The following is a 14,927-nucleotide window of genomic DNA, read 5'->3' as shown; positions in this document are numbered from 1 at the left end:
GCGCCGGCGGGGCTTTTTTATGCCAGACTTCCAACTCCATCTTCTGACAAGGATAAGTTGTGAACGGTGAATTGATTTGGGTGTTATCTCTTCTTGCCGTAGCCGTCGTGCTCTTTGCCACCGGAAAAGTGCGCATGGACGCTATCGCATTGCTGGTGATTGTCGCTTTCGTCCTCAGCGACACTTTAACGCTCAGCGAGGCCTTCTCCGGTTTTAGCGATCCTAACGTTATTCTTATTGCCGCGCTTTTTATTATTGGCGATGGGCTGGTGCGCACCGGGGTCGCCACCAAAATGGGCTCCTGGCTGGTGAAGGTTGCCGGGAACAGCGAAACCAAAATGCTGGTCTATTTGATGTTAACCGTTGCCGGATTAGGGGCGTTTATGAGCTCGACCGGCGTGGTGGCCATTTTTATCCCCGTGGTGCTCAGCGTGTCGATGCGCATGAACACCTCCCCTTCGCGGTTGATGATGCCGCTCAGTTTTGCCGGACTTATCAGCGGGATGATGACCCTGGTGGCCACACCGCCCAACCTGGTCGTTAACAGCGAACTTTTACGCGAAGGGCTGCAAGGATTCAGCTTTTTTAGCGTTACGCCGATAGGTCTGGTGGTGCTGGTTCTGGGCGTTTTCTATATGCTGGTGATGCGCTTTATGCTCAAAGGGGAAGAGGGCGAGCAAGCGCGAGATGGCCGAAAAAGAAGCACCTTCCGCGATCTCATTAAAGATTATCATCTCACGGGGCGCGCGCGCCGCCTGGCCATACGCCCCGGCTCGCCGATGATTGGCCAGCGCCTGGACGACCTGAAGCTACGCGAGCGCTACGGGGCGAACGTTATCGGCGTTGAGCGCTGGCGGCGCTTTCGACGGGTTATCGTTAACGTTAACGGCGTATCGGAATTCCGCGCCCGCGACGTCTTGCTGATCGATATGTCGGCCTCAGACGTGGATTTACGCCAGTTCTGCGGCGAGCAGATGCTCGAACCGATGGTGCTGCGCGGCGAATATTTTTCCGATCAGGCGCTGGACGTGGGGATGGCGGAAGTCTCTCTGATCCCGGATTCAGAACTGATTGGCAAGTCGGTGCGCGAAATCGCTTTTCGTACCCGTTTTGATTTGAACATCGTGGGGCTGAAACGCGATGGCAAAGCCCTTGACGGCGCGGTGACCGATGAAGCCTTGCAGCTTGGCGATATCATGCTGGTGGTGGGCAACTGGCGGCAGATAGCGCTGCTGGCTAAGCGGGGCCGTGACTTTGTGGTGCTGAATATGCCCATCGAGGTCAACGACGCCTCGCCGGCGCACAGCCAGGCGCCGCACGCGATTTTCTGTCTGGTGCTGATGGTCGCACTGATGCTGACTGACGAAATTCCTAACCCTATAGCGGCCATCATTGCCTGCCTGCTGATGGGGAAATTCCGCTGTATTAACGCCGAGAGCGCCTATAAAGCTATCCACTGGCCGAGCATTATCTTGATTGTCGGAATGATGCCTTTTGCTCTGGCGCTGCAGAAAACCGGCGGCGTGGATCTGGTGGTTCAGGGACTCATGGATGTGGCGGGGAGCAAAGGACCGTACCTGATGCTTGGCTGCCTGTTCGTAATGTGCGCGGCTATCGGCCTGTTTATTTCCAATACCGCCACCGCGGTGCTGATGGCGCCCATTGCGCTGGCCGCGGCAAAGTCGATGGGCGTTTCGCCTTATCCCTTTGCGATGGTGGTCGCCATGGCGGCCTCGGCGGCGTTTATGACCCCGGTATCGTCGCCGGTGAACACCCTGGTGCTGGGGCCGGGGAAATATTCATTCAGCGATTTTGTCAAAATCGGCGTGCCGTTCACCCTCCTGGTGATGGTGGTGTGCGTCCTGCTGATCCCGGTGCTGTTTCCGTTCTGATTCAGCGGCATCCTTCCCCGGTCAGGCTGACGCTGGCCGGGGAAGTGTGGGGTTATAAAGGCGAATCCTGGCTGATTTCATCGAGGGAAAGATGGAAGCTCGGGACGAACACCTGCATAAAGTAGTCCATCTCTGCGCTGCGGCGCGATTCCAGCGTTTTCTCAAGGCGGCCTTTGGCCAGCAGAAATTCATTGTTCCCCGCCGATAGCTCTTCCAGACACTTCAGGTAGGCGCAAAGCGCATCCGCCTGCTTGACAAGGGATTTTTCCTCTTCGCTGTAGTGATGTTCATCGATCAGCGGTTCAAAAATGTCGCGCAGTTCATCAGGAACCATATCGACCAGCTTCTGCTGGGCGATTTTTTCGATGGCTTTGTACTCTTGCGCGATCTGCGAATTGAAATATTTTACCGGCGTCGGCAGGTCGCCGGTCAGGACTTCCGAGGCATCGTGATACATCGCCAGCAGCGCGATGCGTTCGGCGTTAACCCGGCCGCCGAATTTACGATTTTTGATCGCCGCCAGCGCATGGGCCACCATCGCGACCTGTAAGCTGTGTTCGGAGACGTTTTCGGTGCGCACATTACGCATCAGCGGCCAGCGGTTGATCAGTTTCAGGCGGGAGAGGTGGGCAAAGAAATGACTCTGACTCATAGGAACCCTTAATCAGTTACGACGTCGGGTGCCATTGTGCGCAGGGATTGCCGCCGGATGCAAATCCCGGCGGCTGGACAGATAAAATCAGAGCTGGTGGTAGCCGGAAAGGAAACGCCCGAAACGGGTAATTGCCATTTCAAGATCGTCTTCGCGCGGAAGGGTCACAATACGCACGTGGTCCGGCCACGGCCAGTTAAAGGCGGTACCCTGAACCAGCAGGACTTTCTCCTGCAGCAGAAAATCGAGCACCATCTTCTGGTCATCGTGAATATTAAAGCGTTTAGCGTCGATTTTCGGGAACATATACAGCGCGCCTTTCGGCTTAGTGCACGAGACGCCCGGAATGTCGTTAATCAGCTCCCAGGCGCGATTACGCTGTTCATACAAGCGTCCGCCGGGAACAATAAATTCGCTGATGCTCTGATAGCCGCCGAGAGCGGTTTGGATCGCATGCTGGGCCGGGACGTTGGCGCACAGGCGCATAGAGGCCAGCATCTCCAGGCCTTCGATATAGCCTTTTGCGTGTTTCTTCGGCCCGTTCAGCACCATCCAGCCCTGGCGGAAGCCGGCAACGCGGTAGGTTTTTGACAGGCCGTTAAAGGTAACGGTGAGTAGATCCGGGGCCAGCGGCGCAATTGAGTGGTGCTGCGCTTCATCGTAGAGGATCTTATCGTAGATCTCATCGGCGAAAATAATCAGGTTATGCTGGCGGGCGATCTCGACGATCTCCATCAGCAGCTCTTTTGAGTACACCGCGCCGGTTGGGTTATTCGGGTTGATAATCACGATGCCGCGGGTACGCGGGGTGATTTTCGCGCGGATATCGTCGAGGTCCGGGAACCAGTCGGAAGACTCATCGCAAAGATAGTGCACCGCTTTACCGCTGGAAAGCGCGACCGCGGCGGTCCACAGCGGATAATCCGGCGCCGGGACCAGCATTTCATCGCCGCTGTTCAGCAGCGCCTGCATGGCCTGGACGATAAGCTCCGAAACGCCGTTACCGATATAGATATCTTCGACCGTCACATCACGCATACCGCGGGCCTGGTAATGCTGCATGATGGCCTTACGGGCGGAATAGAGGCCCTTTGAATCACTGTAGCCCTGCGAGGTAGGGAGGTTGCGGATAACGTCAACGAGGATCTCGTCAGGCGCGTCAAAGCCAAACGGCGCTGGGTTGCCGATGTTCAGCTTCAGGACTTTATTGCCTTCTTCTTCAAGGCGTTTCGCCTCTTTCAGAACCGGGCCGCGGATGTCGTAACAGACGTTATCTAACTTGCTGGATTTTTCGATGGGGGACATGAACCTTGACCTTTTAGCTGTTATCGCCACTCCCTGCCGTGGAAGTCAGCACGGAATAATGTACTCCGCCTCCCCGCTGTTTTGAAGGGTTAACAGGAGAAGATTTTGCTATTCATCGCTTTTTGGTTTAATCAATTTGTCTGGTGAGCTGCGCTTTTGTTTATACATTACACCTTTAATACTTTTATTGATGGTCTTATATTGTGCCTGGTGGTGTTTTGGCGAACGTTTATCTGGTTTGTTGATTTAAAGAGGACCGGCGCTTGTTTTTTGCGCGTAAAACGAATCATCGTCTGGTGAACGTTTAATTCACAATACGCTGAAGGTTGTAACAACTTTGCTAGATATTTTTAATGAAAGTATTTAATAGCTAAATGAGTTTTATTTTATGCAAGGAATATTCTTAGATCTGTTAATTTAATTAAAGTGCTGACCAGCATTTAAAGTGGCCTGAGATAATACTGATTAACGCTTATAAATATTGTGGTTTTCGGTTAGAATATCGCCGTTAATACCGACATATGGCTATGCCAGGTAGCTTATTTCTTTATTAATACATTGTTATTGCAGGTTTTTGTTCTGCCTGAGCCCGATGGCAAGGTTTGTCGCCGGTGAGGATGCAGACAATGGTCATTGACGGCTATTTTTTGCGTTACATCACAAAAACAAATGCGTCGTAATTAAAAGCGCTTAGGCGTACGAGCAAAATATTACTCTGAAATTCCGCGCATTTGCTGCGGATGAGTGCTTTCTAATGCAATAACGTTCGTCCAGTTGTTCATCCGTCCGTCTCTGGCGGGTAACGCGAAGCTTAAGGATTAGCCGGAAGCCTGGAGCACAGCATCAACAAGGCAGGTAAGCATTAGCCGCCTGAATGTGAAGCAAATATGATAAATGAAAATCGTTCGATACTAAATTTAGACCTCGATCTCTTGAGAACCTTTGTTGCCGTCGCCGATCTCAGTACCTTTGCCGCTGCCGCCGTCGCGGTGCGCCGGACCCAGTCAGCGGTGAGCCAGCAGATGCAGCGGCTGGAGCAGCTGGTTGGCAAAGAGCTTTTTGCTCGCCACGGGCGCAATAAGCTTCTGACCGAGCAGGGCATTCAGCTGCTGGGCTATGCGCGGAAAATTCTGCGCTTTAATGATGAAGCCTGTATGTCGCTCATGTTTGGCAGCCTGCAGGGAACGCTGACTGTCGGAGCCTCTGATGAGACGGCGGATACCATTTTACCGTGCCTGTTAAACCGGATTGGTAGTTTTTATCCCAGGCTGACGCTGGAAATCAAAGTCCTCAAACACCTTGATATCGTCGATATGCTGAAGAGCGGGGCAATCGATCTTGCGCTGACGACCCGACAAACCAAGGGTTCTGACATGCTGACGCTGCGCACGTCGCCAACGCTGTGGTACTGCGCAGCGGATTATGTCCTCCCTCAGGGCGAGTCTGTCCCGCTTGTTTTGCTGGATGCCCCGGATCCGTTTCGGGAAGAGATCGTTGAGGTACTCAACGCCGCCGGCGTTGCGTGGCATCTTTCCCATGCGGCAAGCTCAATGGCGGGGGTGAAGGCGGCGGTGAAAGCCGGGCTTGGCGTGACCGCGCAGCCGGTAGAGATGATGAGCCCCGAATTTCGCGTACCGGGCCGGAGTGACGGTTTACCCGTACTGCCGGATACCCGCTACATGCTGAACTGCAATCCGCAGAAGGCAAGCGAGCTGACGCAGGCCATTTTTCAGTCGTTGAGCGCAGAGTACCAGCCGTGGTCAACGCAACGCGTTTATACTCCCGAAGGGGGAGATAATTCCCTTATTTCCTGAGCGGGAAAAGCTAACAAACATCACAAAAACTGGTAACAAAATGTAAGTGTAAAAACGAACCCCAGACGTGTGAAATTGCCGCTGCGGTTCGTTTTTTTCAAATTTTATTGATTAATGGAAACTTTTGTTGATTTCTTTTGAGCTAAATCAGTAAGTTAGATCCGCTCCTCCTCTCATTTCTCGACTTTTCTCTGCACTTTCAATACTTCCTGCTAATGTTAAAAAACCATCTGGTTTGTTGCTGTTTTCTTGGTTGAATTAACAAAAGCGTGTCGCAGATCAAGAAAATACCCCTCCTTAGGGGGAGGAATCGTGTCTGAATCCTGTCAAAATAGGCGGGCCATTTTGATTTACGGCGGAAACGGACACGATTCAACAACACTAAAGCCGAACAGTATGCAAGGTTATTCCGCATGAAAGGGCATTTAATGTTAATGAAAAAAATCCAATGTAAATTAATGTTGTGAAAACTTTTGTTAAAGTTGACAAAAGGTTAATGAAAGGAGTAAAAAGCCACCGCAACTGGCCTTCCACATCACCCAGGGACGCTTTTTTGCACGGCTATTTTTTTATTCCTCCCCGTGAAACGCTGTGGCGTTCATCTGCCAGTAAGAGCAGAGGGTTTTAGCGCTACACTTTTTTGGTTAAGCAATGCGTATGTCAACATCCACTGAAGTCATCGCTCATCATTGGGCATTCGCTATATTTCTCATCATCGCTATCGGCCTGTGCTGCCTGATGCTCGTCGGCGGCTGGTACCTTGGCGGACGCGCGCGCGCGCGAAGCAAGAACACGCCGTTTGAATCCGGGATCGACTCCGTCGGTTCGGCTCGCTTACGTCTTTCTGCGAAGTTTTATCTGGTTGCCATGTTCTTCGTTATCTTCGACGTGGAAGCCCTGTATCTCTACGCATGGTCGACTTCTATCCGTGAAAGCGGCTGGGTCGGCTTTGTGGAAGCCGCAATTTTCATTTTAGTGCTACTGGCTGGTCTGGTTTACCTCGTTCGTATCGGCGCACTGGACTGGACGCCTGCGCGCTCCCGTCGCACGCTGGTTAACCCGGAAACAGACAGTCCCACTAACCGTCATACGCAGTAAAAGCGAGGCAATAAGATGGATTATACGCTCACCCGCATCGATCCTAACGGTGAGAACGACCGTTACCCCCTGCAAAAACAGGAGATCGTAACCGACCCCCTGGAGCAAGAAGTCAATAAAAGCGTGTATATGGGGAAACTCGAACACGCCTTGCATGACATGGTGAACTGGGGCCGTAAGAACTCAATCTGGCCTTACAACTTCGGCCTTTCTTGCTGCTACGTGGAAATGGTGACGTCATTCACCGCGGTGCATGACGTTGCGCGCTTTGGTGCAGAAGTATTACGTGCCTCCCCGCGTCAGGCTGACCTGATGGTGGTTGCCGGCACCTGCTTTACCAAAATGGCGCCGGTCATTCAGCGTCTTTATGACCAGATGCTGGAGCCGAAGTGGGTTATCTCGATGGGCGCATGCGCCAACTCCGGCGGAATGTACGATATTTACTCTGTCGTCCAGGGCGTGGATAAGTTTATTCCGGTCGATGTTTACATCCCGGGCTGCCCGCCGCGTCCGGAAGCTTATATGCAGGCGCTGATGCTGCTGCAGGAATCCATTGGTAAAGAACGCCGTCCGCTCTCGTGGGTGGTTGGCGATCAGGGCGTGTACCGCGCCAATATGCAGTCGGAACGCGAGCGTAAACGCGGCGAACGTATTGCAGTGACCAATCTGCGGACTCCGGACGAGATTTAACTTGCGCCTGCGGGCGGGATAAAAACTTCGCAAATCAATCTACTACAGCGCGAAGCCTCGCCGGCAGTCACCACGGACCTTTTGCAATGGTGAACAATATGACCGATTTAACCGCGCATGACGCCGCACCAGCCTGGCAAACCCGCGATCACCTTGATGACCCGGTGATCGGCGAACTGCGCAACCGTTTTGGGCCGGATGCCTTTACCGTTCAGCCAACCCGCACCGGCGTTCCGGTGGTTTGGGTGAAGCGTGAACAGCTGCTTGAGGTGGGTGATTTCCTGAGGAAATTGCCGAAGCCTTACGTGATGCTGTTTGACCTGCACGGCATGGATGAACGTCTGCGCACGCACCGCGACGGTTTACCCGCCGCGGATTTTTCCGTTTTCTATCATCTGATTTCCATAGACCGCAACCGCGACATCATGCTCAAGGTTGCCTTGTCTGAAAACGATCTGCATCTGCCGACCTTCACCAAACTGTTCCCTAACGCCAACTGGTATGAGCGTGAAACCTGGGAGATGTTTGGCGTGACCTTCGATGGTCACCCGAACCTGCGCCGCATCATGATGCCGCCGACCTGGGAAGGTCACCCGCTGCGTAAAGACTACCCGGCGCGCGCCACCGAATTTGACCCGTTTGAGCTGACCAAAGCCAAACAGGATCTGGAAATGGAAGCGCTGACCTTCAAACCGGAAGAGTGGGGCATGAAGCGCGGGACCGAAAACGAGGACTTCATGTTCCTTAACCTCGGCCCGAACCACCCCTCCGCTCACGGTGCGTTCCGTATTATTCTGCAGCTTGATGGCGAAGAGATCATCGACTGCGTGCCAGATATCGGCTACCACCACCGCGGCGCCGAGAAAATGGGCGAGCGCCAGTCCTGGCACAGCTACATTCCGTATACCGACCGTATTGAATATCTCGGCGGCTGCGTTAACGAAATGCCTTACGTGCTGGCGGTTGAGAAACTGGCGGGGATAACCGTGCCGGATCGCGTCAATGTGATCCGCGTGATGCTCTCCGAGCTGTTCCGTATCAACAGCCATCTGCTGTACATCTCCACCTTTATTCAGGACGTCGGGGCGATGACGCCGGTGTTCTTTGCCTTTACCGACCGTCAAAAGATCTACGATCTGGTGGAAGCGATTACCGGTTTCCGTATGCACCCGGCCTGGTTCCGTATCGGCGGCGTCGCGCACGACCTGCCCCGCGGCTGGGATCGCCTGCTGCGCGAATTCCTCGAGTGGATGCCGAAGCGTCTGGATTCCTATGAGAAAGCCGCGCTGCGCAACACCATCCTCATCGGTCGTTCGAAAGGGGTTGCCGCCTACAACGCGAAAGAGGCGCTGGAGTGGGGCACCACCGGCGCGGGCCTGCGCGCGACCGGCATCGGCTTCGACGTACGTAAATGGCGTCCCTATTCTGGCTATGAAAACTTCGACTTTGAGATCCCGACCGGCGGTGGCGTCTCCGACTGCTACACCCGCGTGATGCTGAAAGTGGAAGAGCTGCGCCAGAGCCTGCGCATTCTTCAGCAGTGCCTCGATAACATGCCGGAAGGCCCGTTCAAGGCGGATCATCCGCTGACGACGCCGCCGCCAAAAGAGCGCACGCTGCAGCATATCGAAACCCTGATTACTCACTTCCTGCAGGTTTCCTGGGGTCCGGTCATGCCGGCGCAAGAATCCTTCCAGATGATTGAAGCGACCAAGGGTATTAACAGTTACTACCTGACCAGCGACGGCAGCACCATGAGCTACCGTACCCGCGTGCGCACGCCAAGCTTCGCGCACCTGCAGCAGATCCCGGCCGCTATTCGCGGCAGTCTGGTCTCCGACCTGATTGTCTATCTGGGTAGTATCGATTTTGTTATGTCAGACGTGGACCGCTAATTATGCACGAGAATCAACAACCACAAACCGAGGCTTTTGAGCTGAGTGCGGCAGAGCGTGAGGCGATTGAGCACGAGAAGCACCACTACGAAGACCCGCGTGCGGCGTCCATTGAAGCGCTGAAGATCGTTCAGAAGCAGCGCGGCTGGGTGCCGGACGGCGCAATCTACGCTATCGCCGATGTGCTGGGGATCCCGGCCAGCGACGTAGAAGGCGTTGCGACCTTCTACAGCCAGATTTTCCGCCAGCCGGTGGGCCGTCACGTGATTCGCTACTGCGACAGCGTGGTGTGCCACATCACCGGGTTCCAGGGCATTCAGTCGGCGATTGAGAAGAAGCTGGATATCAAACCGGGTCAAACCACCTTTGATGGCCGCTTCACCCTGCTGCCGACCTGCTGCCTGGGCAACTGCGACAAGGGGCCGACCATGATGATTGATGAGGACACTCACAGTTATCTGACGCCGGAAGCGATTCCTGACCTCCTGGAGCGGTATAAATGAAAACCATTATTCGTACTGCCGAAACCCATCCGTTAACCTGGCGTCTGCGCGACGACAAACAGCCGGTATGGCTGGATGAATACCAGAGTAAAAACGGCTACGCCGGGGCGCGTAAAGCGCTCTCCGGCATGGCGCCGGATGAAATCGTCACTGCGGTAAAAGACGCTGGCCTGAAAGGGCGCGGCGGCGCGGGCTTTTCCACCGGTCTGAAGTGGAGCCTGATGCCGAAAGACGAGTCCATGAACATCCGTTACCTGCTGTGTAACGCTGATGAAATGGAGCCGGGTACCTATAAAGACCGCCTGCTGATGGAACAGCTGCCGCACCTGCTGGTGGAAGGCATGCTGATCTCCGCGTTCGCGCTGAAAGCGTGGCGCGGCTATATCTTCCTGCGCGGCGAATATATCGAAGCGGCGCAGCATCTGCGCCGGGCCATTGCCGAAGCGACCGACGCGGGCCTGTTGGGTAAAAATATCCTTGGCACCGGTTTTGACTTCGAACTGTTTGTGCACACCGGGGCAGGGCGCTATATCTGCGGCGAAGAAACCGCACTGATTAACTCCCTCGAAGGCCGCCGCGCCAACCCACGTTCGAAGCCGCCGTTCCCGGCCAGCTCGGGCGTCTGGGGCAAACCGACCTGCGTAAACAACGTTGAAACCCTGTGCAACGTCCCGGCGATTCTGGCCAACGGCGTCGAGTGGTATCAGAACATTTCGACCAGTAAAGACGCCGGCACCAAGCTGATGGGTTTCTCCGGCCGCGTGAAGAATCCGGGCGTCTGGGAGCTGCCGTTCGGCACCACCGCGCGCGAGATCCTCGAAGAGTACGCGGGCGGCATGCGCGATGGCCTGAAGTTCAAAGCCTGGCAGCCGGGCGGCGCGGGCACCGACTTCTTGACCGAAGCGCATCTCGACCTGCCGATGGAGTTCGAAAGCATTGGTAAAGCGGGCAGCCGTCTGGGCACCGCGCTGGCGATGGCGGTTGACCATGAGATTGGCATGGTGCCGCTGGTACGCAACCTGGAAGAGTTCTTTGCCCGTGAGTCCTGCGGCTGGTGTACGCCTTGCCGTGACGGTCTGCCGTGGAGCGTGAAAATTCTGCGCGCTCTCGAGCGCGGCGAAGGCCAGCCGGGTGATATCGAGACGCTTGAGCAACTGTGTCGATTCCTCGGTCCGGGTAAAACCTTCTGCGCACACGCGCCGGGTGCGGTTGAGCCGCTACAGAGCGCGATTAAATATTTCCGCGAAGAATTCGAAGCTGGCATTAAACAGCAGTTCAGCAATACCCATGCAATCAACGGGATTCAGCCGAACCTGCTTAAGACGCGCTGGTAATCTAAAGGTTTTTTTATTTTGGAAGCACGCTAATGGCTACGATTCATGTAGACGGCAAAGAGTACGAGGTCAACGGAGCGGACAACCTGTTAGAAGCTTGTCTCTCTCTGGGTCTTGATATTCCTTACTTTTGCTGGCATCCGGCGCTGGGAAGCGTTGGTGCTTGCCGCCAGTGTGCGGTGAAGCAATATCAGAACGCGGAAGACACGCGTGGCCGCCTGGTGATGTCCTGTATGACACCGGCATCCGACGGCACTTTTATTTCCATCGACGACGCAGAAGCGAAGCAGTTCCGCGAAAGCGTAGTTGAGTGGCTGATGACCAACCACCCGCACGACTGTCCGGTGTGCGAAGAGGGCGGCAACTGCCACTTACAGGATATGACCGTAATGACCGGTCATAGCTTCCGTCGCTACCGCTTTACCAAGCGTACCCACCGCAACCAGGATCTGGGGCCGTTCATCTCTCACGAAATGAACCGCTGCATCGCCTGCTACCGCTGCGTTCGCTACTACAAAGACTATGCCGACGGTACCGACCTGGGCGTTTACGGCGCTCACGACAACGTCTACTTTGGCCGTCCGGAAGACGGTACGCTGGAAAGCGAGTTCTCCGGTAACCTGGTGGAAGTCTGTCCGACCGGCGTCTTTACCGATAAAACGCACTCCGAGCGCTATAACCGTAAGTGGGACATGCAGTTTGCGCCAAGCATCTGCCAGCAGTGTTCCATCGGCTGTAACATCAGCCCCGGCGAGCGCTACGGCGAACTGCGTCGTATCGAAAACCGTTATAACGGTACCGTTAACCGCTACTTCCTCTGCGACCGCGGTCGTTTCGGCTATGGCTATGTCAATCTGAAAGATCGTCCGCGTCAGCCGGTTCAGCGCCGCGGCGACGATCTGATCACCCTCAACGCCGAACAGGCGATGCAGGGGGCGGCAGATATCCTGCGCCAGTCGAAGAAGGTGATTGGTATCGGCTCCCCGCGCGCCAGCATTGAAAGCAACTTTGCGCTGCGCGAGCTGGTCGGCGCCGAAAACTTCTATACCGGCATCGCGAAGGGCGAACAAGCGCGCCTGCAGATGATGCTGAAAGTGCTGCGCGAAGGCGGTATTCATACCCCGGCGCTGCGCGAGATCGAATCCTACGATGCGGTGCTGATCCTCGGTGAGGACATCACCCAGACCGGCGCGCGTATCGCGCTGGCGGTGCGTCAGGCGGTGAAAGGCAAAGCGCGTGAAATGGCGGCGGCGCAGAAAGTCGCCGACTGGCAGATCGCCGCGATCCTTAACATCGGCCAGCGCGCGAAGCATCCGCTGTTCGTGACCAATATCGACGACACGCGTCTTGATGATATCGCCGCATGGACCTACCGCGCGCCGGTGGAAGATCAGGCGCGTCTAGGCTTCGCCATCGCCCACGCGCTGGACGATAGCGCGCCGGCGGTCGAAGGGCTGAGCAGCGAGCTGAAAGGCAAAATCGACGTGATCGTTCAGGCGTTAGCCGGAGCGAAAAAACCGCTGATTGTTTCCGGAACCAACGCCGGCAGCATCGAGGTGATTCAGGCCGCCGCCAACGTGGCGAAAGCCCTGAAAGGCCGCGGCGCTGACGTTGGCGTGACCATGGTCGCCCGGGCAGTGAACAGCGTAGGACTCGGGATGATCGGCGGCGGCTCGCTTGAAGAGGCGCTGAGCGAACTGGAGACCGGTAACGCCGATGCGGTTATCGTGCTGGAAAACGACCTGCACCGCCACGCTTCAGCCGCCCGCGTTGACGCGGCGCTGGCGAAAGCGCCGCTGGTCATGGTGGTTGACCATCAGCGTACCGCGATTATGGAAAAAGCGCATCTGGTGCTCTCCGCGGCAAGCTTCGCGGAAAGCGACGGTACCGTGGTCAACAACGAAGGTCGCGCCCAGCGCTTCTTCCAGGTTTACGACCCGGCCTACTACGACGCGAAAACCGTGATGCTGGAAAGCTGGCGCTGGCTGCACTCATTGCACAGCACCGTTAACAATCGCCAGGTTGACTGGACGCAGCTGGACCACGTGATTGACGCCGCCATTGCCGCGCTACCGCAGCTGGCCGGTATCAAAGACGCCGCGCCGGATGCAACCTTCCGCATTCGCGGTCAGAAGCTGGCCCGTGAACCGCACCGCTATAGCGGTCGTACGGCGATGCGCGCCAACATCAGCGTGCATGAACCCCGTCAACCGCAGGATAAAGACACCATGTTTGCCTTCTCCATGGAAGGGAACAACCAGCCGTCCGCGCCGCGCTCGCAAATTCCCTTTGCCTGGGCTCCGGGCTGGAACTCCCCGCAGGCGTGGAACAAGTTCCAGGATGAAGTGGGCGGTAAACTGCGCCACGGCGATCCGGGCGTGCGTCTGATTGAAGCCTCCGCCAGCGGTCTTGAGTACTTTACCGCGGTACCGGCAAGCTTCCAGGCTGAAGAAGGGAAATGGCGTATCGCGCCTTACTACCATCTGTTCGGCAGCGACGAGCTGTCGCAGCGTGCTCCGGTATTCCAGAGCCGCATGCCGCAGCCGTACGTTAAGCTGAACCCGGCAGATGCCGCGAAGCTTGGCGTGAACGAAGGGGCGATGGTTTCCTTCAGCGTTGATGGCCAGGCGCTTAGCCTGCCGCTGGTAATCTCGGCGGGGCTGACGGCAGGGCAGGTTGGCTTACCGATGGGCATGCCAGGGATTGCGCCGGTGCTGACCGGAGCGCGTATTGATACTCTGCAGGAGGCGAAAGCATGAGTTGGTTAACTCCCGATCTCATCGACATTCTGTTAGGCATCCTTAAAGCGGTGGTGATTCTGCTGGTGGTGGTGACCTGCGGCGCGTTTATGAGCTTTGGCGAACGTCGTCTGCTGGGCCTGTTCCAGAACCGTTACGGGCCTAACCGCGTGGGCTGGGGCGGTTCGCTGCAGCTCGTCGCCGACATGATCAAAATGTTCTTTAAAGAGGACTGGGTTCCGCGCTTCTCGGATCGCGTGATCTTTACTCTGGCGCCGGTGATTGCCTTTACTTCGCTGCTGCTGGCCTTCGCCATTGTGCCGGTCAGCCCGACGTGGGTGGTGGCCGATCTGAACATCGGGATCCTGTTCTTCCTGATGATGGCAGGTCTGGCGGTCTATGCGGTGCTGTTCGCCGGCTGGTCGAGCAACAACAAATACTCGCTGCTTGGCGCGATGCGTGCTTCTGCCCAGACCCTGAGCTACGAAGTGTTCCTCGGGCTTTCCCTGATGGGCGTGGTGGCGCAGGCCGGTTCATTCAACATGACCGATATCGTCAACAACCAGGCGCATCTGTGGAACGTCATCCCTCAGTTCTTTGGCTTCGTGACCTTTGCGATTGCGGGCGTAGCGGTATGTCACCGTCACCCGTTTGACCAACCGGAAGCGGAACAGGAGCTGGCTGACGGTTATCACATCGAATACTCCGGCATGAAGTTCGGTCTGTTCTTCGTCGGTGAATATATCGGGATTGTTACCGTATCGGCGCTGATTGTGACGCTGTTCTTCGGCGGCTGGAATGGCCCATGGTTACCTCCTTTCATCTGGTTCGCGCTGAAAACCGCGTTCTTTATGATGATGTTCATTTTGATCCGCGCATCATTACCGCGTCCGCGCTATGACCAGGTAATGTCCTTTGGCTGGAAGGTATGCCTGCCGTTAACGCTGATCAACTTGTTGGTAACGGCGGCTGTCATTCTCTGGCAGGCGCAATAAGGGGTGAATTG

At 55.9% G+C, this 14,927-nt stretch carries 11 protein-coding genes; 9 read left to right on the top strand and 2 right to left on the bottom strand.

Going from position 1 to position 14,927, the window contains the following annotated elements:
- Positions 1-59: 59 nt before the first annotated feature.
- A complete protein-coding gene (locus ABLU96_RS24280) occupies positions 60-1,892 on the top strand; it encodes an SLC13 family permease (protein WP_014230256.1) in 1,833 nt (610 codons plus the stop codon).
- A gap of 52 nt (positions 1,893-1,944) precedes the next feature.
- Here the strand turns inward: ABLU96_RS24280 and yfbR are convergent, their stop codons facing one another.
- On the bottom strand, positions 1,945-2,544 hold the full coding sequence (gene yfbR / locus ABLU96_RS24275; RefSeq protein WP_004852850.1) for a 5'-deoxynucleotidase: 600 nt from the start codon (positions 2,542-2,544) through the stop codon (positions 1,945-1,947).
- 87 nt (positions 2,545-2,631) lie between these two features.
- Entirely contained in the window at positions 2,632-3,849 is a 1,218-nt protein-coding gene (gene alaA / locus ABLU96_RS24270) for an alanine transaminase AlaA (RefSeq protein WP_004852849.1), read from the bottom strand.
- 887 nt (positions 3,850-4,736) lie between these two features.
- On the opposite strand from alaA, the gene ABLU96_RS24265 reads away from it, so the two are divergent.
- The 8 genes from ABLU96_RS24265 to nuoH all read left to right on the top strand — a co-directional run bounded on the left by ABLU96_RS24265 (position 4,737) and on the right by nuoH (position 14,916).
- Positions 4,737-5,663 carry a LysR family transcriptional regulator gene (locus ABLU96_RS24265; protein WP_014839121.1) on the top strand — a complete coding sequence of 309 codons (927 nt, stop codon included), beginning with the start codon at positions 4,737-4,739 and terminating at the stop codon, positions 5,661-5,663.
- Between the two features lie 651 nt (positions 5,664-6,314).
- Positions 6,315-6,761, top strand: coding sequence for an NADH-quinone oxidoreductase subunit NuoA (nuoA, locus tag ABLU96_RS24260; protein ID WP_004123140.1), 447 nt, complete (start codon positions 6,315-6,317; stop codon positions 6,759-6,761).
- Positions 6,762-6,776: 15 nt separating this feature from the next.
- Positions 6,777-7,451, top strand: a complete 675-nt coding sequence (gene nuoB / locus ABLU96_RS24255) for an NADH-quinone oxidoreductase subunit NuoB (protein ID WP_002913178.1) — start codon at positions 6,777-6,779, stop codon at positions 7,449-7,451.
- A gap of 86 nt (positions 7,452-7,537) precedes the next feature.
- Positions 7,538-9,346, top strand: a complete 1,809-nt coding sequence (nuoC, locus tag ABLU96_RS24250; protein WP_025106676.1) for an NADH-quinone oxidoreductase subunit C/D — start codon at positions 7,538-7,540, stop codon at positions 9,344-9,346.
- Between the two features lie 2 nt (positions 9,347-9,348).
- Positions 9,349-9,849 carry an NADH-quinone oxidoreductase subunit NuoE gene (gene nuoE / locus ABLU96_RS24245; protein WP_004104075.1) on the top strand — a complete coding sequence of 167 codons (501 nt, stop codon included), beginning with the start codon at positions 9,349-9,351 and terminating at the stop codon, positions 9,847-9,849.
- Positions 9,846-11,183 carry an NADH-quinone oxidoreductase subunit NuoF gene (gene nuoF, locus ABLU96_RS24240; RefSeq protein WP_064404426.1) on the top strand — a complete coding sequence of 446 codons (1,338 nt, stop codon included), beginning with the start codon at positions 9,846-9,848 and terminating at the stop codon, positions 11,181-11,183. The genes nuoE and nuoF overlap by 4 nt, the downstream gene beginning before the upstream one ends.
- A 32-nt stretch (positions 11,184-11,215) precedes the next feature.
- A complete protein-coding gene (nuoG, locus tag ABLU96_RS24235) occupies positions 11,216-13,942 on the top strand; it encodes an NADH-quinone oxidoreductase subunit NuoG (RefSeq protein ID WP_025106677.1) in 2,727 nt (908 codons plus the stop codon).
- A complete protein-coding gene (gene nuoH, locus ABLU96_RS24230) occupies positions 13,939-14,916 on the top strand; it encodes an NADH-quinone oxidoreductase subunit NuoH (protein WP_004104068.1) in 978 nt (325 codons plus the stop codon). Before nuoG ends, nuoH begins: the two co-directional genes overlap by 4 nt.
- The last annotated feature ends 11 nt before the right edge of the window (positions 14,917-14,927 follow it).

This window comes from Klebsiella sp. CN_Kp106, assembly GCF_040064575.1.
Lineage (GTDB): Bacteria > Pseudomonadota > Gammaproteobacteria > Enterobacterales > Enterobacteriaceae > Klebsiella > Klebsiella michiganensis.
Note: the sequence above shows the minus strand (reverse complement) of the source record. Positions and strands in the feature narration are given on the sequence as shown.